The organism is Adlercreutzia muris, assembly GCF_041223505.1.
Lineage (GTDB): Bacteria > Actinomycetota > Coriobacteriia > Coriobacteriales > Eggerthellaceae > Adlercreutzia > Adlercreutzia muris.
Genome location: NZ_JBCLQK010000010.1, coordinates 65,248 through 85,359 on the forward strand (window position 1 = coordinate 65,248; position 20,112 = coordinate 85,359).

Genomic DNA, 20,112 nt, shown 5'->3' on the forward strand with positions numbered 1-20,112 from the left:
CATGATGGAATTTCAGAGAATCATTCTCGTGCACTACCACGAAATCGGGCTGAAGGGGCGCAATCGCGGCGTGTTCGAGAAGCGCCTCCAGAAGAACTTGGAGGCGCTTCTCGGTGCGTACCCGATCGTCACCATCCATCGCATCTCCGGGCGGCTGCTCGTGTTCCTCAGGGAGGGCACGTCCTTGGAGGTGGCCAACGAGTGCGCCGATGCCATTCTGGGCGTGCCCGGCGTGGCCCGGGTGTCCTGCGGCTTCAAGTGCGAGCAGGAGATGGAGGCCATGGGCCGGGCGGCCTGCATCGCCCTGGCCGAGGCAGAGCCCTTCCAGACCTTCAAGGTGAGCGCCCGGCGCAATCACACCACATTTCCCATCGACTCCATGCAGCTGAACCGCGACATCGGCGCGGTGCTCTGCGAGGAGTTCCCCGCCAAGAACGTCCAGATGAAGGACCAGGACGTTACCGTGGGCGTGGAAGTGGTGGAGGGCTCCACCTATGTGTACGCCCGCAGCATCCGGGGCATCGGCGGCCTGCCCGTGGGCAGCTCCGGAACCGTAGTGGCCCTGCTGTCCTCGGGTATCGACTCGCCCGTGGCGCTTTGGCGCATGGCCCGGCGCGGCGCGGTGTGCGTGGGCGTGCACTTCTCCGGGCGCCCCCAAACCTCGGATGCCTCGGAGTTTCTGGTGGACGACATCGCCCGCGTGCTCGAGCGCACCGGCTGCATCGCCCGGGTGTACGTGGTGCCCTTCGGCGACTATCAGCGCGAGATATCCCTGGCCTGTCCGCCGGGCCTGCGGGTCATCCTCTACCGCCGCCTCATGTTCAAGGTGGCCGAGGAGATCGCCCGGCGCGAACGGGCCGGGGCCCTGGTGACGGGCGAGAGCCTGGGCCAGGTGGCCTCCCAGACCCTCGACAACATCCGCGCCACCGACGCCGCCGTGGCCATGCCGGTGCTGCGGCCCCTCATCGGCTCGGACAAGCTGGAGATCATCGATGCGGCCCAGCGCCTGGGCACCTTCGAGATCTCGTCCATGGATGCGCCGGACTGCTGCACGTTGTTCATGCCGCGCAACCCCGAGACCCATGCGAAGTTGGCCGACGTGGAGGCCGCCGAGGCCGCCTATCCGATGGGGGAATGGGTGCAGGCCCTGGCCGATGCGGCCGAGCCCCGCGACTACGCCTGCCCGGCCTACCGGCCGCCGAGGAAAACCGGGGCCCGCTAGACCGGGGCCTCGACATCCATCGCGTCATGTCAAGGGCGGGAGCTGCGGCTGCCGCCCTTGTTGCGTGGGGCGGGGGTCGACTTCCGACGACTGTGGAAGGCGCCGCTCGGGTCACGCGGCCCCGGGCTCGCTGCCCAGTGAGGAAGACGCTTCGGAACGGAGGAAGAGGCGCGGGGACGGCTCGGGGGCGAATAGCGCGAGGCTACGGGGTGCATCGGAGATGAGCGGGGCGGGCTTCGGGGACGGCTTGGGGGCGAATAGCGCGGGATTTCAGGAGACGCCGGGGCGGCGCGCGGCAGGAGCGAGGTGCGGTCAAGGTGCGACATAAGTGCGGTTTGCGCTTGGTAGAGTGGGGCCGGTCGTTCTAAGGAGAAACCGTGGCCTTCCAAGATCAAGCCGTGGGCATCTGCGCCCGCCTCCACCTCACTGCTGTGCGCAAGCCGATTCTCATCGGCATCGTCGTCGTGCTGGGCGTCGTGGCTGCCTCGGCCGTCCTCGCCCTGGCGTCTCCCGCCGCTGCGGGCGAGGTTGTCGCGGTGATCTCCGCGCAAGAGAGATCCGTTGTTGGGGAGGACGCCAGTGGGGCGGAGGCGGCGGCGGGAGAGGGGGAGACGATCTCGGCGGAACGAGAGGCTGAGGGCGGCAACGAGGGAGATTCACGGAGCGGGGAGGCGTCCCTTGGCGGCGCAGGGTCCGAGACGATGCTGTGCGTCCATGTGGACGGGGAGGTGGCCGCCCCCGGTGTCTACTACCTGCCGGAGGGCAGTCGCGTCGTCGATGCCGTAGAGGCTGCCGGCGGCATGACCGGCGATGCGCGCTCGTCCGGGGTGAACCTGGCCCAGGGACTTACCGATGGCCAGCAAGTGCTCATACCGGGCCCCGACGATGTGCCCGGTGCCGCGGATTCACCGGCAGGAGGAGAGGGGGCGGCTGCGGGCGATGAGCGAGTCAACGTCAACACCGCTACGGCAGCGGAGCTGGAGACCCTCGACGGCATCGGCGAGGTCACGGCGGCCAAGATCATCGCCGAGCGCGAGGCCCACGGTCCCTTCGCCTCGCCCGAGGACCTCAAGCGCGTCTCGGGCATTGGCGACAAGAAGATCGAGGCTCTGCGAGATCGCATCTGTCTATGATGGGGGAGGATCTTCGGCCGCCCCGGCCCCATCTGCCGCCGCTGCTGGTTGCGGGCCTCGTCTTGTGGGGAGCCACGGCCCTGCTATGGCCGGCGCTTGCGGGAGCTTCGACGAAGGCGCTCGTTGCTGGTGGCACCGCATCGCTCGCGGCGGCCGTTGCCGTGGCGGCATGTTTGCTGCGGCGCGGTACGGCACCCTTGGGGGCCGTGGCGCTTCTGGCCCTGCTCGTTGCCGCGGCCTCCTCCTGCGCGGGCGCGGCAACGCTCCATGGGGGGTCTGCCGCCGCTCGCGATGGCGCGGGCCTGTGGCACTGCACCTTGACAACCGACGCGAAGCCCGGGGACTTCGGCTGGCAGGCCGAGGCGCGAGCCCGCGACGGCTCGGGGGTCGTGGTGCCGGTGCGACTGTACCTGCCTGAGGATGGCGCAGGGCTGCTCCAAGGGGACCGGGTTAGGGTCGAGGGCTCCTTTCGCGAGCCGGCGGAGGAATCCCGCGACTTCTTCTGGAATGGAGGCCTGGCAGGATCGATCTCGTCAACCGCTTGGGAACGGGAAGGGGAGGCGCCTCCCTTGGGCACCCTGCGCCAGCGGGCCATTGCGGCGGTGGCGGAGCACGGGGGTCGTGGGGGCGCCCTCGTACAGGCCCTCGTCTGCGGCTATCGCGGCCCGCTGGAGCTTGCGGACGGCTACGCCCCGTTCCAAACCGTAGGGCTCGCCCATCTCGTGGCCGTATCGGGGGCCCATTTGTCCCTCGTCACCATGTTCGTGGCCCAGCTCCTGCGTTTTGCGCGCCTCGGGCGCCGGGCCACCGCCGTAGTCACGGCCCTGTTTCTCGCCGCCTACGTGGGATGCGTCGGCATGCCGGTGTCGGCTCTGCGGGCGGCGGTCATGGCCACGACGGCGCTGCTGGCCCTCGTCGCCGACCGGCGCAGCTCTGCCCTGAACGCCCTCGGGCTCTGTCTCGTCGTTTTCGTGGGCCTCGATCCGTCCTGCGCCCTCTCGGCCTCCTTTGCCCTGTCGGCCGGCTCCACCTTGGGGATCGTGCTGCTCGCACCGCTGCTCTCCTCGGTCGCGGCAGGGCGCGGGAAGCGCCTCCGCTCTTTGGTGGTGGAGCCCGTGGTCCTCACGGTGGCCTCGGCCCTGGCCACCCAGCCCTATGCAGCGGCCCTGTTCTCCCAGGTGCCGCTCCTCGCGCCCGTGGCCAACGTGATGGCGGCCCCTCTGTTCGCCCTGGCCTGCACTGGGGGCTTCGCAGCAGTGGTGCTCGCGTGTCTGGTGCCCGCGCTCGCCCCCGCGGCTGTCGGATGCGCCGTGGCAGCTGCGCGACCCCTGGAGGCAGTGGTGGCCGTGCTCGCCCGGGCGCCCGGCAGCTGCCTGCCCGTCGATGTCGAGGCGCTTCCCATGGTCGCGCTCTCGACGATCCTCGTCGGGGGACTGTGGGTCTGGTGGCCCGTGGTGCGGGCACGGGCCGTCGGCGGGGTCGTGGGAGCGCTGGCCGCCCTCCTTCTGGCCGCGACAGCGTCCCCGGCCCTGGCTGCCGGCCCTGACGAGATCGTCATGCTGGATGTGGGCCAGGGGGACGCCTTCCTCCTGCGCAGCCAGGGAGCCACGCTCCTCATCGATACGGGCAATCGCGACGGGCTGCTCAAGGAGGCCATCGCCCGCCAGGGCGTCCATCGCATAGACCGCGTGGCCATAACCCATGCCGACGACGACCACTGCGGCTCTCTCCAGGCTCTCGGCGATGTGACCCGCGTGGGCGGCCTTCTCGTGGCCGACGACCTGCTCTCCTGCCCCTGCGAGAACTGCACGGAGCTGGTGGCCGAGGCCGAGGGAGAGGCCTATCCCGGGGGAATCGAGGGGCTCTCGGTGGGCGACGCCGTGGGCTGCGGCCGCTTCACGCTGGAAGTGGTCTGGCCGGATGCCTTCGATGACGAGGGCGGCAACGGCGACAGTCTCAGCTTCCTGTGCCTGTGGGACGGCGACGGGGACGGGGAGGCCGACTGGACGGCGCTCTTCTGCGGCGATGCCGAGGCGGAGGAGCTGGAGGCCATGGCGGCGATGCTTCCGCCCGAAGGAGTTGATGTGCTGAAGGTGGGCCACCACGGCTCCCGTAGCAGCCTCGACGAGAATCTGGCGCGCCGCCTCGCGCCGGCGGTGGCTCTCGTCGGGGTGGGCCAGTCCAACCGCTACGGGCACCCGGCACCGGAGGTGCTCGATGCCCTGACGGCGGTCGGGGCGCAGGTGCTCTGCAGCGACGAGGTGGGGGATGCCTCCATTGCATTCTCCATGGAGAAGCTCTCCGTCACGACCCAGAAGGGCGCCGACCCACCGCCTTCGGGTACAATGGGGCCATGAGCAATGAAAGCGAACAGAACCAGCTGCTGGCGGCCTACTTGGCCGTCGGCGAGGATGCCCTCAAGCGCGAGGCGGTCATCGCCCGCCTGCGAAAGCGCCTGTCGGCCCTGGGGGACCTCTCCTTCAACGCCGACGACTTCGACGGCGAGACGGCGGCCGGCGCCGATATCGCCGCCGCCTGCAACACCATGCCCTTCGCGAGCCCGGTGCGCCTCGTCTACGTGCGCAATGCCGAGAAGCTCAAGAAGGCCGATTCCGAGGAGCTCGTCTCCTACCTGGCCGCGCCGAGCGAGTCCACAGTGCTGGCCCTGGAGGCCGAGAAGCTGGCGAAGAACACGCGGCTGTACAAGGCCGTCGCCGGCCTCGGCCCCAAGGCCGTCATCGATTGCACGCCGCCCAAGAGCTGGGAGATGCCCAAACGGGTGCGGGCCATGGCCACCGGCCACGGCATCGTCCTTACCGAGGGGGCCGCCGGCGCTCTGGTGGAACTCGTGGGCGAGAACACCGTGCATCTGGACAGCGAGCTCAAGAAGATCGCCCTGGCCCACAGCGGCACCGATGCCGTGGGCGAGCGGGAGGTGCGCAGCCTGGTGGCCCGCACCTCGGAAGTGAAGCCCTGGGACTTCACGGCCGCCTTCGCCGAGCGGAACCTGGCGAAGTGCCTCGCCCTGCTTTCCCAGATGGAGTCCACTTCGGCCCATGCCCTCATCGCTATGTGCGCCACGCGCATCCGTGAGCTCATGGCGGCCCAATCGGCTGCCCGCCGCGGGGGCACGTCCGTCGGACAGTTGCTGCACCTGCCCGACTGGCGCGTGAAGAGCCATGGCGCCTGGGCCCGCAACTTCTCGCCATCCGAGCTGCGGGCGGCTCTCGTCAGCTCCCGCGATGCCGAGCGGGCCATGAAGAGCGGCGCCGACCCCGATGAGGTGTTCTACGGCTGGCTCGTCGACACCTTGAGACGATAGGAACATCCCCGTGCCCGACCTCGATACCCTGATCGCCGACCTCGACGACCGCTACCAGCGGGCCGGCTTCGGCGAGCCGGTGGCGGTGCTTCCCGATCTGTATCTAGTGAAAGTGCCCCTGCCGGCCAATCCGCTCAAGGCTGTCAACTCCTACTTCATACTGGGAAGCGGGGGAGAGACCGTCATCGTGGACGTGGGCTTCAACCACCCCGACTGCGAGCGAGCTCTCGATGACGCCCTCGTGGCCCTCTGCCGCTCCTGGGACGGCGTGCGCATCGTGCTCACCCACTCCCATCCCGACCATACGGGCAATCTCGACCGCATCTGGCGTTCCGGTATGGCGGTGCAGACCCATCTCCATTCCTTCCAGGAAGTGAAGAACCTCATGGCCCTGGAGGAGGCGATCTACGGCCCGCTGCTTCTCCAAGCGGCCACCCTCGAGCAGCAGCGGGAGATGACCTTCACCGACGAGGGCCCGCGGCTCCACGTCTCCGCCGAGCTGCTGCCCCTGGAAACCTATCCCTCCTTCACCTACCTGGCCGAGGGAGACACCGTCGAAGCGGGTCCCTACGCCTTTCGGGTCATCGAGACCCCGGGGCACGACCGATGGCACATCTGCCTCTACGAGCCCCGGGCGCGCCTCCTCATCGCGGGGGACCATGTGCTGGAGCGCATCACGCCGGCTGTCTCCTCGTGGTTTCCCGCCGTCGACGCCCTGGCCCAATTCATGGACAGCCTGCGCAAGGTGGCCGATCTTGAGGTCGATCTCATCCTGCCGGCTCACGGACGGCCCTTCACCGGTCTCGCCGAGCGCGTCGCTTTCCTGCTCCGCCATCATGAAGAGCGCCTTGAGGAGATCTACGGGTTGGTCCGCGGCGGCTGCGACGACATCGTCGCCATCTCACAGCAGGCCACATGGCGTTATCCCGATTGGGGAAGCTGGCCCCTCGATCAGAAGTTCTTCTCCATGGGAGAGACCTTGGCCCACCTCGTCTACCTTGTGCGCCAGGGGCGCATCCTCCAGGGCATCTGCGGCGACGAGTACTACTTCCGCATGCCCTATGATCGCAAGAACCTGGCTCTGACTCGCATCCAGGGCTAACGCCGCCCTTCGGGATGCGGGGGCGGTGGGCCAAAAAAAGCACCGCCCCGAAGGGCGGTGCCTCTCGCATCTGGGCTGGCTGCGCGGGTTACTCGGCGCTGTCCTCGGCCGGGGCCTCCTCGCCCTCGGCAGCCTCGGCGGCAGCGGCCTCAGCCTCGGCCTTGGCGGCTTCCTCGGCCTCCTTGGCCTTGCGCTCAGCGGCCTTCTCCTCCTCCTTCAGCTGCTTCTCGCGGCGCTTCGCCTTCTCGGCGGAAGCCTCGGCCATGGCGGCCTTGCGGGCCTCCTTGGCAGCGGCCTTCTTGGAGCCGGTCTTCTGGGCCTTGGGCGCCGGCTTCACGTAAGCGGCCTTGTCCTCGGCGGTGGCCACGGAGTTGGCCAGGGCCATGATGCCGCTCTTGCGGTTGGCGGCCTGGTTCTTGTGGATGACGCCCTTGGAGGCGGCCTTGTCCATCAGACGGCAGGCGGCGCAGGCAGCGGCGTAGGCGGCGGCGCCGTCGCCGGCGGCCACGGCGTCCTTCACGCGACGGGTCGCGGTCTTCAGCTCGCTCTTGACGGCGCGATTGCGCATGCGGCGCTTCTCGTTGGTGATGATGCGCTTCTTCTGGGACTTGATGTTAGCCATGATTGCTAGCCCTTTCTGGTTCGGTCGTTTCAGATCCTTTTTCCTTGCGGTATCCAACGACACGAACGCGCAGCGGTAAAGCCCGCCCGGGCATCGTGCGAAATGGAAAGCGGCGGGATTTGCCCGCTTTCTCAGCCCCGGGCCCTGAGCCCGGAAGGCCGCCAGCAATCGCAATCTCTCAAGCGCAGCCACGTCTGCAGATTTGGCGGTGGAATCACCGCGCGTGCGTATCGCTGGATACACAATGCGGTAGAATACCAAAGATTCGCATCAGCACCGTGAAGAAATCTGCCCGGGAGGGGCAATTCTTCGCGAGACGCACACATACGCAGGAACCGACCGCGATAAGAAAGCCATTATGACCCACGAACTGTCCCATATCCGCAACTTCTCGATCATCGCGCACATCGACCACGGCAAGTCCACGCTCTCGGACCGCATCCTGGAGCTGACGGGCACCGTGGCCAAGCGCGACATGCAGGCCCAGCTGCTCGATTCCATGGACATCGAGCGCGAGCGCGGCATCACCATCAAGAGCCAGGCCGTGCGCGTGAGCTACACGGCCGACGACGGCGAGACCTACCAGCTGAACCTCATCGACACCCCGGGCCATGTGGACTTCACCTACGAGGTGAGCCGCAGCCTGGCCGCCTGCGACGGGGCCGTGCTCGTGGTGGACGCCACCCAGGGCGTGGAGGCCCAAACGGTGGCCAACGCCATGCTGGCCATGAACGCCGATCTGGAGATCATCCCGCTCATCAACAAGATCGACCTGCCCGCCGCCGAGCCGGAGCGGGTGAAGGCCGAGATCGAGGACGGCCTGGCCATTCCCGCCGACGACGCGGTGCTCGCCAGCGGCAAGACCGGCGTGGGCGTCCACGACCTCTTGGAGGCCGTGGTCTACAACATCCCGGCACCCGAGGGCAACGGCGAGGCGCCCTTGCGCGCCCTCATCTTCGACAGCTACTTCGACGCCTACCGCGGCGTGGTGGCCCTCATCCGCGTGGTGGACGGCTCCATCAAGAAGGGCGACAAGATCCGCATGATGGCCACGGGCACCGAGACCCTCGTAGAGGAAGTGGGCGCCCGCCACCCCCAGGAGGTGCCCGAGGAGGCGCTCTACGTGGGCGAGGTGGGCTATTTGGTCACGGGCCTCAAAGACGTGAGCCAGGTGAAGGTGGGCGACACCATCACCCTGGCCGCCGGCGGCGTGAACGCGCCGCTGCCCGGCTACCGCGAGGCGAAGCCCATGGTGTTCACGGGCCTGTTCCCCATCGACGGCGACCAGTACGAGCCCTTGAAGGAGGCCCTGGAGAAGCTGTCCCTGAACGACCCGGCCCTCGTGTGGGAGCCCGAGACCTCCCACGCCCTCGGCTTCGGTTTCCGCGTGGGATTTCTGGGCCTTCTGCACATGGAGGTCATCAAGGAGCGCCTGGAGCGCGAGTTCGGGCTTGACCTTTTGGCCACGGCCCCCTCGGTGGAGTACCATGTGTACCTGAAGGGCGGCGAGATGGTCTCGCTCCACTCGCCCCAGGAGATGCCCGACCCCGGCTCCATCGATCACGTAGAGGAGCCCTACCTGAAGGCGAAGATCCTCATCCCGCCCGACTACGTGGGCGCCGTGATGGACCTGGCCGTGGGACGGCGGGGCAACTTCGTCACCATGAACTACCTGTCCCAGACTACCGTGGAGATGCTCTGGGAGATTCCCCTGTCCGAGCTCATCCTGGACTTCTTCGACAAGCTGAAGTCGAACACGAAGGGCTATGCCTCCCTCGACTACGAGATGGACGGCTACAAGCCCTCGGAGCTGGTGAAGCTGGACATCCTGCTGTCGGGCAAGCCCATCGACGCCCTGTCGTTCATCGTGCACAAGGACAAGGCCTACGACCGCGGGCGCGTGCTCTGCGACAAGCTGAAGGAGATCATCCCGCGCCAGATGTTCGAGGTGCCTATCCAGGCGGCCATCGGCGGGCGGGTGCTGGCGCGCCAGACCGTGAAGGCCAAGCGCAAGGACGTGCTGGCCAAGTGCTACGGCGGCGACATCACCCGCAAGCGCAAGCTCTTGGAGAAGCAGAAGGCCGGCAAGAAGCGCATGAAGGCCATCGGCAACGTGGAAGTGCCCCAGGAAGCCTTCATGGCCATCCTGAAGGTGGACGAGTAGCAGCGAGGCCGCCCCGTGGGGCGGCCTCGCTCGTTCGATGGGAAGCGGTGAGCCTTGGCGCCCACAGGGCAAGGCGGCCCCCGCCGTCTGATCGAGGCCGCCTTGCGATTGCCCGGAGCGCCGCGAGTGCCCTAGCCTTCCAGCACGTCCTCGCGCACGTAGTGGGTCCAGGTCTTGGGCTCTATCTCGGGCGGGGTGACGCCGGCCTCGCGCCCGGCCTCGATGCAGCGCAGCATCCAGGCCATGTTGCGACCCAAGGTGCGCATGGTGTGCAGGCCCTCGCCGTCGCCCTCCACGTCTCCCGGCACCCGGCCGAAGGCGATGTTCCAGTAGCTCGACGGCACCACGGGCATGTTGTTGATCTGGAAGTACTTGTTGATCTGGTCAGCCGCCTCGATGGTGCCGGCCCGTCGCGCCACGGCGATGCCGGCCGCGGGCTTGAAGCGCAGAAGCGAGCCGCCGGCGTAGAACATGCGGTCGAGCAGCCCGATGAGCGTGCCGGCCGCCCCGGCATAGTACACCGGCGACCCCACGATGAGCCCGTCGGCCGCAGCGGCCTTCTGGATGAGCCCGTTGCAGGGGTCGCTGTCGAACACGCAGCGGTTATCGCCCTTCTTCCCGCAGATGCCGCAGGCGATGCACCCGCGGATCTCCTTGTTGCCGATCCAGACCAGCTCGGTCTGTACGCCCTCGGCCTCGAGGGCCGCCGCGGCCTCCTCCAGCGCGCGGTTGGTGTTGCCCTGCATGCGCGGGCTCCCGTTGATGAGCAGTACTTTCACGTTTGTCTCCTCTTCTCGTGTATTCGCCCGCCGTCAGGCGGCCATCCGTTAAACTGTTCGCTATTCTACACTGCATTTCGAACGCGTCCACAAGGTATAAGGTATGGCGAAGAATACGAACGAGGAATACGACTGGCTCAACGACCCCTTCGACGAGAAGAAGATCGCCGAGGAGCGCGAGCGCATGGCCATGTCCGGCGCATCAAAGGGACTGGTCGGCGTAGGGTGCCTGCTCGTCGTCATCGGGCTTTTCGCCATGGCGGCCCTGCTGCTGTTCGGCATCCTGTAGGCTGCCATGGGAAAGGCGTTCGGCATATACGCGGCCCTCGTCGGTGCGACCGCAGTATGGGAAGCGGCCCCCGTCGGCGCCCCTTGCGCGCTCCTCGCTTCCCTACGCTCGGGGCAGGCGTAGGCCATGGACGGACTGTTCGGGAAGTACCGGGTGCTTTTGGCCCCCATGGCCGGCGTGACCGACATCGCCTTTCGCACCTTGTGCCGCGAGGCCGGCGCCGACATGGCCTTCACCGAGATGGTGTCGGCCAAGGGGCTCTCCTTCGCCAACGAGAAGACGCGCCATTTGCTGGCTCTGGCCGACGGCGAGAAGCAGGTGGCCGTGCAGCTGTTCGGTCACGAGCCGGACGTGATGGCCTCCCAGGCTGCCTGGATCGAGCAGGAGATGGGGGAGAGCCTAGCCTATCTGGACATCAACATGGGCTGCCCTGCGCGCAAGATCGTGTCGAAGGGGGACGGCTCGGCCCTCATGCGGGAGCCCGAGCTGGCCGCTGCCATCGTGCGGTCCGTGAAGGGAGCCGTGGAGCATCCCGTCACGGTGAAGTTTCGCCGCGGCTGGGCCGAGGGCGATGAGACGGCCCCAGCCTTCGCTCGGGCTATGGAAGAGGCTGGCGCCGATGGGGTCACCGTACACGGGAGGTTCGCCGAGCAGTTGTACCGCGGCGCCGCCGACTGGGGCGTTATCGCCCGGGTGCGGGAGGCGGTGGGCGTGCCCGTGGTGGGCAACGGCGATGTGCGCTGCGGCGCCGACGCGGTGCGCATGGCGGCGGAAACCGGCTGCGACGCCGTGATGATCGCCCGGGGCGCCGAGGGCAACCCGTGGCTGTTCTCCCAGGTGCAGGCTGCGCTCGCGGGCCTGCCCGAGCCTGCGCCGCCCACGGTGGACGAGCGCATTGCCATGGCCCGGCGCCACGCCGAGCTGCTCACCCACCGCGAGGGGCGCAACATCGTGCGCATGCGCAAGCACGCCATGTGGTATATGGCGGGCCTGCCCGGCGCCGCCGCGGCCCGCGGGCGCATCAACTACTGCACCACGCTCGACGATTTCAACCAGGTGTTCGGCGACTTGCTGCTCATTGCCCAGGAGCACTCGTGATCTGTCCGCTGACGCGCCGCCGGATACCTCAATTCGCTCAGACAGTCCTCGCTTTGGAGAACAGGACATCTAGTCCTGTTCTCGTCGCTGCGGAACTCGCTCGGTTGAGGCACCCGGTGTCGCGTCAGCTGCGTTGCTAGAAAAGAGACTATTCTATGCCCTATGATCCCTACAAAGCCCTCTACCTGCACATTCCCTTCTGCGTGAAGCGATGCGGGTACTGCGATTTCGCCACCGCGGCCACCGAGCGCGACTCGCCGGTCATCGACGAGTACGTGGAATCGCTCGTGTTCCAGTTGCGGCGCGCCTCTCGGGAGGGCAAGCTCGGCCAGATAGAGACGGTGTACCTCGGCGGGGGCACGCCGAGCCACATCGGCATGGGACGGCTGTCCATGCTGCTGTACGCGCTCTCCACGGCCATGCACCTGGAACCCGAGGTGGAGTGCACCATGGAGGCGAACCCGGAGAGCCTGACCGCGCCCATGGTGCGCGACATCTGGGCGCTCGGGGTGAACCGGCTGTCCATCGGCGTGCAGTCCTTCGACGACGAGGTGCTGCGCATCCTCGGGCGAGCCCACGACGCCGAGGCGGCCCGCGCGGCGGTGCGCGTGGCCCAGGAGCGGTTCCGGAACGTGTCGGTGGACCTCATGGGTGGTATCCCCGGCCAGAGCCTCGCCTCCTTCGAGGCCTCGGTGCGCGAGGCCGTGGCCCTGGGCGTGACCCACGTGTCGGTGTACCCGCTCGCCATCGAGCCGCACACGCCCTTCGATGCCGCCGTCATGCGCGGCGAGATGGCCGAGCCGGATGACGATGTGGAGGCTGCGTGCATGGAGGCAGCGGAGCGCATCCTGGGGGAGGCCGGCTTTATCCGCTACGAGGTGGCCAGCTACGCCCGCCCCGGGTTCGAGAGCCGCCACAACACCGCCTACTGGACCGGCGTGCCCTACCTGGGACTCGGCCGCTCGGCGGCGACTATGACCCAGAACGCCGAGCGCCGCATGCGGGTGCAGGACGGGCGCGTGGTGGACGACCTGAACGCGCGGCAGATGGCGGCCGAGGACCTCATGCTGGCCATGCGCATGGCCCAGGGCGTCTCCGACGAGCGCATCGCCCGGGCGGCGGCGACCATCGGCGCCGGGGCGGTGGCGGCCGTCTTCGACGAGCTGGCGGCCCTCGGCCTCGCCGAGCACCGGGGCGGCCGCTGGCGCCCCACCGAGCGCGGCTGGCTCTGTGGCAACGAGCTCTACGGCCGCCTGCTGGATTTGGCGCCCTGAGGCCGTGGCCGCGACCGGCCCGGTGCCGTCTGGGTCGGGCGGCGGGAGCCGTGGACCCCTGCGCGCCTTCCGCCTGCTCCCATGTGTCGCTTGCGTCGAGATCGGCCCTTTCGTTAGCACTCTCGCCGCTTGGTTGCTAAAATAGCGTCAACAACGGCGCGCCCGCAGGGGGGCGCCGGCGGGGAAGCGAAAGGAGCGGCCATGCTGTCGGAGCGACGCCAGAGGGTGCTGCGCGCGCTGATCGAGGACTACATCGAGTACGCGCTGCCCGTGGGATCGCGCACGCTCACCGAGCGCCACCGGCTCGGCGTGAGCCCGGCCACGGTGCGCAACGACCTATCCGCCCTGGAGGACGCGGGCTTCATCCAGCAGCCCCACACCTCGGCCGGCCGTGTGCCCACCGATGCCGGCTACCGCACCTTCGTCGACGAGCTGCTCTCGTCGGGCCTCGCCGAGGAGGAGCGGCCCCATCCCGCCATGATGGACGAGCTGCGCGGGGCCGCCTGCGAGCTGGATGCCCTCATGGAGCGCACATCCGCCGCCCTGGCGCGGCTCACCGACTGTCTCTCCATCGTCATGGCCCCCTCGGTCTTCGCCGGCCGCATTTGCCAGATCACCCTCGTGTCCCTGTCGGTGTGGCAGGCCATCATCATCGTGGTGGCCGATGACGGCCAGGTGGCCAACCGCACGGTCGCCTTCTCCGAAGAGGTCACATCCGATGAGCTGGCGGCGGCCCAGAACCTGCTGAACCGGCTGCTCGTGGGCCAGTCGGCCCGGGACGTGCGCCGCTCTCTGGACGCGAGCGCCATTGAGGCCCTGCGCGATCCCCTCGTGCAACTCGTCATCGACGAGGTGGTGGAGTGCCTCGGCGTGAGCGACGGGAACCGGGCCCATAGCCTCGGCATCTCGTCTCTTCTGCGCCAACCGGAGTTCAGCGACGCCAAGGCGCTCTTGCCGGTCATGGAGGTACTCGAGGACGACGAAGTGCTCCTGCACACCTTCGACGACACGGTGGAGGGGGAAAGCCCCGTCATGGTGCGCATCGGACGGGAGAACCCTGCCTCGGAGCTGGCCGGCATCTCCATCGTGGCCTGTTCCTACGGCCGCGGCGACAGCGAGGGCGTCGTCGCCGTTATCGGCCCCACCCGCATGAACTACGGCAACGCTATCCGCGCCGTGCGCGCCGCCCAGAGCGTGCTCTGCGACGACTAGCGGCGCCACCGACTTTTGTACGACCCATCAGAAAGGCAAGACGTTCCACTATGGCCGCAACGAAGGACCTCTACGAAATCCTCGGCGTCTCCCGCGACGCCTCCGAAACCGAGATTAAGAAGGCGTTCCGCCACCGCGCCCGGGAGCTGCATCCGGATGTGAACAAGGCGCCCGATGCGGAAGACCAGTTCAAGGAATTGAACGAGGCCTACGACGTGCTGAGCGATCCGCAGAAGAAGGCCGCCTACGACCGCTTCGGCACCGTGCCCGGGGCTGCGGGCGGCGCGGGCCCCTACGGCGGTGTGAACATCGACTTCGAGGACTTGTTCGGCGGCGGCTTCGGCGGCATGGGCGACATCTTCTCCACTTTCTTCGGCGGCGCGGCGGCCGGGGGCGGACGCCAGGTGCGCAAGGACGGCCGCGACATGGGCGTGGGCATCCGCATCAGCCTGAAGGAGGCGGCCACCGGCGAGAAGAAGGAGATCGTCTATGATCGCTTGGCGCCGTGCCCCGACTGCGACGGCACGGGCCTCGGCGAGGGCGGCAAGGAGGTCACCTGCCCTGAATGCGACGGCCGCGGCCGGGTCGTCACCGTGCAGCACACCTTCCTCGGCGACATGCAGTCGGCCACCACGTGCCCCGAATGCCACGGCACTGGCACCATTATCGAGAACCCCTGCCCCGAGTGCGAGGGCCAGGGCCGCGTGCCCGACCGCCAGCGCGTGTCGGTGGAGGTTCCCCGGGGCATCCGCGACGGCCAGCAGCTGCGCATCCACGGCTTCGGCGAGGCGGGCATGCAGGGCGCGCCGGCCGGCGACCTCATCGTCACCGTGCGCATCGCCCCGGACGAGTTCTTCGAGCGCGACGGGGACAACCTGCACTGCAAGCTCGTGGTGCCCATGGTGCAGGCGGCCCTCGGTGCCGATATCGAGATCGACGGCATCTTCGAGGACGAGAAGGTCACGGTGAAGATCCCCGAGGGGTGTCAGAACGACCAGGTGGTGCGCGTAAAGGGCTTCGGCATGCCGCGCCTGAAGAGCGACATGCGGGGCGACCTGTTCGCCCACATCGACGTGGAGATTCCCACGAAGCTCTCCAAGCGCGAGCGCGAGCTTTTGGAGGAACTGGCCGCCGAGATGGGCGAGACCGTGGATGAGAAGCGCTCGCCGCTGCAGAAGCTGCGGGATATCTTCGAATAGGGGAGCGGTCCATGTCCCTACCGCGATTCTTCCTAGAGAACCAGGTGCTCGCTGCCGAGACGGAGGCGGTGTTTCCACTGCGGCTGGCGGCCGACGACGCGAAGCACGCGAAGGTGCTGCGCCTGGCTGCGGGCGAGCACATCGCCGTTATCGACGGGGCAAGCGACTACTTCGAGTGCGAGATCATCGATATCTCCGACGGGTTGCCGCTCGTCTCCATCGCCCGTCACGAGGAGGCGCCCGCGGAAGGTCCTCAGGTGATATTGCTCCAGGGCCTGGCCAAGGGCGACAAGATGGAGACGGTCATCCGCCATGCCACCGAGGTGGGCGTGGCGGCCTTCGTGCCCCTGACCTGCAGGCGCTCGGTGGTGAAGCTGGACGGCAAGAAGGCCGCGGCCAAGACCGAGCGCTGGCGCGCCATCGCCAAGAGCGCGGCTATGCAGTCGGGGCAGGCTCGCATTCCCGAGGTGAGCGAGCCGGCGACCGTGGGGGAGGCCTGCGCGCGGCTCGAAGGCGCCACGGCCGTGCTCGTGTGCTGGGAGGAGGCGCCCGGCAGCGCGAGCCTACGCGAAGCGATCCAAGGCGCTCTCGCCGCCACGCGCACCCCTGCGGACGATGCCCGCATCGCTGTGGTGGTGGGCCCCGAGGGCGGCCTGGCCGAAGAGGAGGTGCGCGCGCTTCTGGCGAGCAACCCCCGTGCCCGCCTCGTCACGCTGGGGCCCTCTATCTTGCGCACCGAGACGGCGGGCATCGTGGCCCCGGCCCTGGCGCTCTACGAGCTCGGCGCCATGGGGAACGGCCCTGAGAGGGCTGAGATCGAGCGGGTCGAAGAAGATGCGGGGACGGTTCTCCCGGCCCCCTCGCCAGCGGCCGAGGGCTTCGCGGCGATGTTCCCGTCGGCGGAGATCGCCGATGCGTAGGGCCGCCTTCCGCTTCGCCGTGGTGAACCTGGGCTGCAAGGTGAACCGCGTGGAGGCCGATGGCTTCGAGCGGTTGCTCGCCGGACGCGGGGGAGCGCCGTCGCCTGTGGCCGAGGCCGATCTCATCGTGGTGAACACCTGCACGGTCACCGGCGAGGCCGAGAAGAAGACCCGTAAGGCCGTGCGCCACGCCCTGTCCGCCAACGAGGAAGCGCCCGTTGTCGTTACTGGCTGCGCAACGGAAATCGACGCGGCGTCATACGAGGCCCTGGGAAGCCGCGTGACCGTAGTCCCGAAAGCCGGCATGGCGCTCTATTTGGAAGAGGGCGCATTCCCGTCACGACCTCCCGCGGGGGGCTCCCCCCTCGATACTCGCGCGCAGCGCGACGACCGCACGGCGGAAGAGGGCGAGCTGGCTGCACCCGAGAGGCCGGCTCCTTCTACCGGCAACCGCGCTGCCGGGCTCGCGGCGCCTGAGGGCGCAGAGGCGGTGCTGCCCGCCGACGGGCGCACGCGTATCGGCATCAAAGTACAGGACGGCTGCGACAACGCCTGCACGTACTGCATCGTGCACGTAGCCCGCGGCCGCGCGACGAGCCGGAATGCCGACGAGGTGGCGGTCGAGGCCGTAGCCCTAGCGCGGGCCGGGGTGCGGGAAATCGTGCTCACGGGCATCAACCTGGGATCCTACGACGCCGACGGCCTGGATCTGGCCGACCTCTGCCTGCGTCTGCTCGCCGAGACGGCCGAGCTGCACGCGCCGGGCGAGCCGCCCTGCCGCTTCCGCATCGGCTCGGTCGAGCCCATGGACGTGTCGATGGACCTCATCGGCCTTCTCGCCGAGGCCAGGGGGCGCCTCTGCCGCCATCTGCACCTGCCCCTGCAATCGGGCTCGTCGAAGGTGCTGCGGGAGATGGGCCGCCCCTACGACGCCGAGGAGTACCGCCAGCTTGCGGACTACCTGCGCGCCATGGTGCCCGAAATAGCGCTCACCACCGACATCATCGTGGGCTTTCCCGGAGAGACCGAGCAGGACTTCGAGGACACTTGCGCCTTGGCCCGCCACATCGGCTTCGCGAAGATTCATGTGTTTCCGTACTCGCAGCGCGAGGGAACGCCGGCGGCTGAGCGCCCCGACCAGGTGCCTCCCGGTGAAAAGGCCGCCCGGGCGGCCCGCTTGCGCACCCTGACCGACGAACTGGCCGCGGCCGACCGCGCCGCGCGTGCGGGCGCGGTCGAGCTTGCCCTCGTGGAGCGCCCCGGCCATGCCACTACCGAGAGCTACCACGAGATGCCCGCGCCCGTCGGTGCCGCTATCGGCTCTCTTGTTCCGGTAAAAATAGGGTAGCCACGGGGGGTCGCGACACCCTTGAGCAAGGGGCACCCGTAATTACGGCTTGTGCTCTGCGAGGATCCCCCTCGGTCGGCGAACACCCCCGTTTCTGCGCGAAATCGTGAGTTATGAGCGTCTCGGGGCCGGCGAAGAGCTGAATTCCACGGCACCTTCCACGAAAACGTCTGGTCGGAATATCGCCGCAACCTCTAATGTCGCAGATCTCGCGTGCCGGGACGCCCTCAGACGCTCATAACTCGCGATTTCGTGCAATTTCGAGATAGTTCGTCAACCAAAGCGCATCATACGTCTTGGACATCAAACGGCAAAAGCCCCACAGGCTTTGGTGCCTGCGGGGCTCAAGAGGGAGGGTATGGCAGGGCTGGGTTCGTCCCAGTCGAGGTTGCCTTAGGCGAACAGATCCAAGTCCGGAATCTTCTCGTCGGCGTTGCCGCCGGCGGCGTTGATGCCAGCCATGCGCCCGAAGGTCACGCAACGGCCGTGGCCGATACCGGGCACATAGGTGGGGTAGTCGCCCGCGCCGAAGAAGTCGCCTGCCGCCGAGCCGCAGACGTAGAGGCCCTCGATGGGCTGGTCGTTGGCATCGAGCACGTGGGTCTCCAGATCGGTGCGCAGGCCGCCGCACATGGTGAGCAGGTCGGCCTCCAGCTTGCCGGCATAGAACGGCGGCTCCACGACCTTGGCCATCACCTCGGGGCGCTTGCCGAAATCGAGGTCCTTGCCGAGATCGCACAGCTCGTTGTAGCGCTCCACGGTGGCCACGAAGTTCTCGGCGGGCACGCCCATGAGGCCGGCCAGCTCCTCCAGGGTGTCGGCTGTCTGGGTAAGCCCGCTCTCGATCTCGCCCTGAAGCACGATCTCCTGGGCCTCCAGGTTGTACTCGCCACCCACGGGCTGGGTCAGCTGGCCCCACTGCAGGCCGCCGCCAAGACCGGCATCCATCTGCTGCTTCACGGCCTTAAGGCCGTTGGCGTCGTAGATGGTCCAGGCCTCCTTCTGGGTCTGCAGGGCCTTGGTGACCGACTTGGACTGGGTGTTCACGTCCTCGTTCTTGAAGCGCTTGCCCTCCCAGTTCACGTGGAGGAAGCCGTAGGAGGCCGCACCGAAGTCGAGGTGCATGACGGCCGCGTGGGGCTCGCTTCGCTGCATGGCGCCGCCGATCCAGATGGCCTGCTTGTGCATGTCGCCAGTGTCGCAGTCCGGCGGATTGTAGTAGCGGGCGTCCATGGCGTAGGCGGTCATGGGGGCGTAGTACTGGAACATCTCGTCATCGGCGGCGTAGTCGCCCGACGCGATGACGACCGACTTGGCGTTGATCTGCACCATGCCCTCGGGGGTGCTCACGATGGCGCCGGTCACCGGGCCCTCGCCGTCGCGCACGAGGCGCTCGGACTTGGTCTCCCAGCGGATTTCGCCGCCGTTGGCGGCGATGGCGTCGTACAGGGCGGGCACGAGCACGGCGTTGCCGTACACGTCGCCCACGCCGGAGCCCTGGTAGAAGGTGAAGTTCACCGTCTCCTCCAGCATGCCCTCCTTGTAGAAGATGTGGGTGACGGGATACTCGGTGTAGTCGGGGCCCTTGTAGTAGCCGTCCCACAAAAGCGCCTCCAGGCCCTGGCCCTTGGCGATGTCGTAGAGCCAGTCGAAGCAGGCGCCGGACTTGCGGGCGTACTCCCACAGCAGCGGCTCCTTCACGCGGCCCTGGGCCCAGTTGATCCAGCGACGCACCACGTGCACGTAGTCGGGCTCCTCCAGCAGGCCCTGCTTCACCAGGTCGGCCTGGACTTTGGTGTGGAAGCCGGCGATATGCACGCCGCGGGCGATGGCCTGCTCGCTGTTCTTGTCGATGGTGATGACCTTCGCGCCCTCCTCCAGAGCGGCCAGGGTGGCGCAGCAGCCGCCCAGACCCGCGCCGATCACGAGCACGTCGGTGTCCTCGGTCGCGGTGATCTCGTCGGCGGGAATGGGCTCTGGCGCGATCTCCCAGCTGTGCAGGCCCTGGGTGTCGGGGCCGGCCGAAGCGCCGTTGTCGGCCATGGGCATGCCGCCGGTCTGGGACAGCGTCTCGCTGCCTGCGGCGCTCTCGGCGGGCGTCTGGGGCGCACAGCCCGCGAGCCCGGCCACGGCAGCCCCGGCGGCCGCAGTGGCCCCCAGACCGAAGAATGCGCGGCGGGAAAGGCCGCTCTTGCTCTGTTCCTTGGTCATGATTCCTCCTTTAAGAATCCTCCCCATCCGAGGCTCGGCGCCACGAATGCGACATCGCCCCCGCCCCGCTCCCTTCGGCGGGGCCCTCGGCAGCGTTGCCGGCTGCGCTGGGCAGCTGATCCGATTCAAGCGCAAAGGCTCGGGCGAATCTCCCCGTCGGCAGGGGGAAACGTCTCCCTCATACCCAATATCCCCCTCCCAGGGGGAGACGTTTTTC

General features: G+C 68.2%; 16 protein-coding genes. 13 read left to right on the plus strand and 3 right to left on the minus strand.

Annotated elements, in window-relative coordinates; translation table 11 throughout:
• The first annotated feature begins 1 nt into the window (after position 1).
• From thiI to AAK988_RS09610, 5 genes are all read left to right on the plus strand, one after another.
• Complete coding sequence (thiI, locus tag AAK988_RS09590; RefSeq protein ID WP_135970558.1) at positions 2-1,222, plus strand: tRNA uracil 4-sulfurtransferase ThiI; 1,221 nt, start codon at positions 2-4, stop codon at positions 1,220-1,222.
• A gap of 377 nt (positions 1,223-1,599) precedes the next feature.
• Positions 1,600-2,355, plus strand: coding sequence for a ComEA family DNA-binding protein (locus tag AAK988_RS09595; RefSeq protein ID WP_151430067.1), 756 nt, complete (start codon positions 1,600-1,602; stop codon positions 2,353-2,355).
• Entirely contained in the window at positions 2,352-4,712 is a 2,361-nt protein-coding gene (locus AAK988_RS09600; RefSeq protein WP_151430068.1) for a DNA internalization-related competence protein ComEC/Rec2, read from the plus strand. The genes AAK988_RS09595 and AAK988_RS09600 overlap by 4 nt, the downstream gene beginning before the upstream one ends.
• Positions 4,709-5,677 carry a DNA polymerase III subunit delta gene (gene holA, locus AAK988_RS09605; RefSeq protein WP_289637262.1) on the plus strand — a complete coding sequence of 323 codons (969 nt, stop codon included), beginning with the start codon at positions 4,709-4,711 and terminating at the stop codon, positions 5,675-5,677. Before AAK988_RS09600 ends, holA begins: the two co-directional genes overlap by 4 nt.
• A 10-nt stretch (positions 5,678-5,687) precedes the next feature.
• Positions 5,688-6,779: an MBL fold metallo-hydrolase gene (locus tag AAK988_RS09610; RefSeq protein WP_369873648.1), complete on the plus strand. Its 1,092-nt coding sequence runs from the start codon at positions 5,688-5,690 to the stop codon at positions 6,777-6,779.
• 88 nt (positions 6,780-6,867) lie between these two features.
• Here AAK988_RS09610 and rpsT read toward each other — a convergent pair whose 3' ends face one another.
• Positions 6,868-7,401 carry a 30S ribosomal protein S20 gene (rpsT, locus tag AAK988_RS09615; RefSeq protein ID WP_369873647.1) on the minus strand — a complete coding sequence of 178 codons (534 nt, stop codon included), beginning with the start codon at positions 7,399-7,401 and terminating at the stop codon, positions 6,868-6,870.
• Between the two features lie 358 nt (positions 7,402-7,759).
• Here rpsT and lepA point away from each other — a divergent pair, with 358 nt between their 5' ends.
• The gene (gene lepA, locus AAK988_RS09620) at positions 7,760-9,565 is read left to right on the plus strand and encodes a translation elongation factor 4 (RefSeq protein ID WP_135970563.1); all 1,806 of its coding nucleotides are present in this window, start codon (positions 7,760-7,762) and stop codon (positions 9,563-9,565) included.
• Positions 9,566-9,696: 131 nt separating this feature from the next.
• Here the strand turns inward: lepA and AAK988_RS09625 are convergent, their stop codons facing one another.
• The gene (locus AAK988_RS09625; protein WP_160324961.1) at positions 9,697-10,344 is read right to left on the minus strand and encodes a flavodoxin family protein; all 648 of its coding nucleotides are present in this window, start codon (positions 10,342-10,344) and stop codon (positions 9,697-9,699) included.
• A 103-nt stretch (positions 10,345-10,447) separates the two neighbouring features.
• On the opposite strand from AAK988_RS09625, the gene AAK988_RS09630 reads away from it, so the two are divergent.
• From AAK988_RS09630 to AAK988_RS09660, 7 genes are all read left to right on the plus strand, one after another.
• Positions 10,448-10,633: a hypothetical protein gene (locus AAK988_RS09630; RefSeq protein WP_135970565.1), complete on the plus strand. Its 186-nt coding sequence runs from the start codon at positions 10,448-10,450 to the stop codon at positions 10,631-10,633.
• A 126-nt stretch (positions 10,634-10,759) separates the two neighbouring features.
• Positions 10,760-11,731, plus strand: a complete 972-nt coding sequence (dusB, locus tag AAK988_RS09635; RefSeq protein ID WP_369880658.1) for a tRNA dihydrouridine synthase DusB — start codon at positions 10,760-10,762, stop codon at positions 11,729-11,731.
• 155 nt (positions 11,732-11,886) lie between these two features.
• Positions 11,887-13,005, plus strand: a complete 1,119-nt coding sequence (hemW, locus tag AAK988_RS09640) for a radical SAM family heme chaperone HemW (protein WP_369873645.1) — start codon at positions 11,887-11,889, stop codon at positions 13,003-13,005.
• A gap of 201 nt (positions 13,006-13,206) precedes the next feature.
• Positions 13,207-14,217 carry a heat-inducible transcriptional repressor HrcA gene (gene hrcA / locus AAK988_RS09645; protein ID WP_369873644.1) on the plus strand — a complete coding sequence of 337 codons (1,011 nt, stop codon included), beginning with the start codon at positions 13,207-13,209 and terminating at the stop codon, positions 14,215-14,217.
• 50 nt (positions 14,218-14,267) lie between these two features.
• Complete coding sequence (gene dnaJ / locus AAK988_RS09650; protein WP_369880659.1) at positions 14,268-15,416, plus strand: molecular chaperone DnaJ; 1,149 nt, start codon at positions 14,268-14,270, stop codon at positions 15,414-15,416.
• Positions 15,417-15,427: 11 nt separating this feature from the next.
• Positions 15,428-16,336, plus strand: coding sequence for an RsmE family RNA methyltransferase (locus tag AAK988_RS09655; protein ID WP_369880660.1), 909 nt, complete (start codon positions 15,428-15,430; stop codon positions 16,334-16,336).
• The gene (locus AAK988_RS09660; protein ID WP_369880661.1) at positions 16,329-17,684 is read left to right on the plus strand and encodes a MiaB/RimO family radical SAM methylthiotransferase; all 1,356 of its coding nucleotides are present in this window, start codon (positions 16,329-16,331) and stop codon (positions 17,682-17,684) included. Before AAK988_RS09655 ends, AAK988_RS09660 begins: the two co-directional genes overlap by 8 nt.
• A 393-nt stretch (positions 17,685-18,077) precedes the next feature.
• Here AAK988_RS09660 and AAK988_RS09665 read toward each other — a convergent pair whose 3' ends face one another.
• Positions 18,078-19,895: an FAD-dependent oxidoreductase gene (locus AAK988_RS09665; protein WP_369880662.1), complete on the minus strand. Its 1,818-nt coding sequence runs from the start codon at positions 19,893-19,895 to the stop codon at positions 18,078-18,080.
• Between the last annotated feature and the right edge of the window lie 217 nt (positions 19,896-20,112).

Bases quoted from the DNA above. Each gene is read 5' to 3' on its own strand.
- hrcA (WP_369873644.1), top strand. From the start codon at position 13,207: ATGCTGTCGGAGCGACGCCAGAGGGTGCTGCGCGCGCTGATCGAGGAC.
- AAK988_RS09630 (WP_135970565.1), top strand. From the start codon at position 10,448: ATGGCGAAGAATACGAACGAGGAATACGACTGGCTCAACGACCCCTTC.
- dnaJ (WP_369880659.1), top strand. From the start codon at position 14,268: ATGGCCGCAACGAAGGACCTCTACGAAATCCTCGGCGTCTCCCGCGAC.
- lepA (WP_135970563.1), top strand. From the start codon at position 7,760: ATGACCCACGAACTGTCCCATATCCGCAACTTCTCGATCATCGCGCAC.
- hemW (WP_369873645.1), top strand. From the start codon at position 11,887: ATGCCCTATGATCCCTACAAAGCCCTCTACCTGCACATTCCCTTCTGC.
- AAK988_RS09655 (WP_369880660.1), top strand. From the start codon at position 15,428: ATGTCCCTACCGCGATTCTTCCTAGAGAACCAGGTGCTCGCTGCCGAG.
- rpsT (WP_369873647.1), bottom strand. From the start codon at position 7,401: ATGGCTAACATCAAGTCCCAGAAGAAGCGCATCATCACCAACGAGAAG.
- dusB (WP_369880658.1), top strand. From the start codon at position 10,760: ATGGACGGACTGTTCGGGAAGTACCGGGTGCTTTTGGCCCCCATGGCC.
- AAK988_RS09600 (WP_151430068.1), top strand. From the start codon at position 2,352: ATGATGGGGGAGGATCTTCGGCCGCCCCGGCCCCATCTGCCGCCGCTG.
- AAK988_RS09660 (WP_369880661.1), top strand. From the start codon at position 16,329: ATGCGTAGGGCCGCCTTCCGCTTCGCCGTGGTGAACCTGGGCTGCAAG.
- thiI (WP_135970558.1), top strand. From the start codon at position 2: ATGATGGAATTTCAGAGAATCATTCTCGTGCACTACCACGAAATCGGG.
- AAK988_RS09665 (WP_369880662.1), bottom strand. From the start codon at position 19,895: ATGACCAAGGAACAGAGCAAGAGCGGCCTTTCCCGCCGCGCATTCTTC.
- holA (WP_289637262.1), top strand. From the start codon at position 4,709: ATGAGCAATGAAAGCGAACAGAACCAGCTGCTGGCGGCCTACTTGGCC.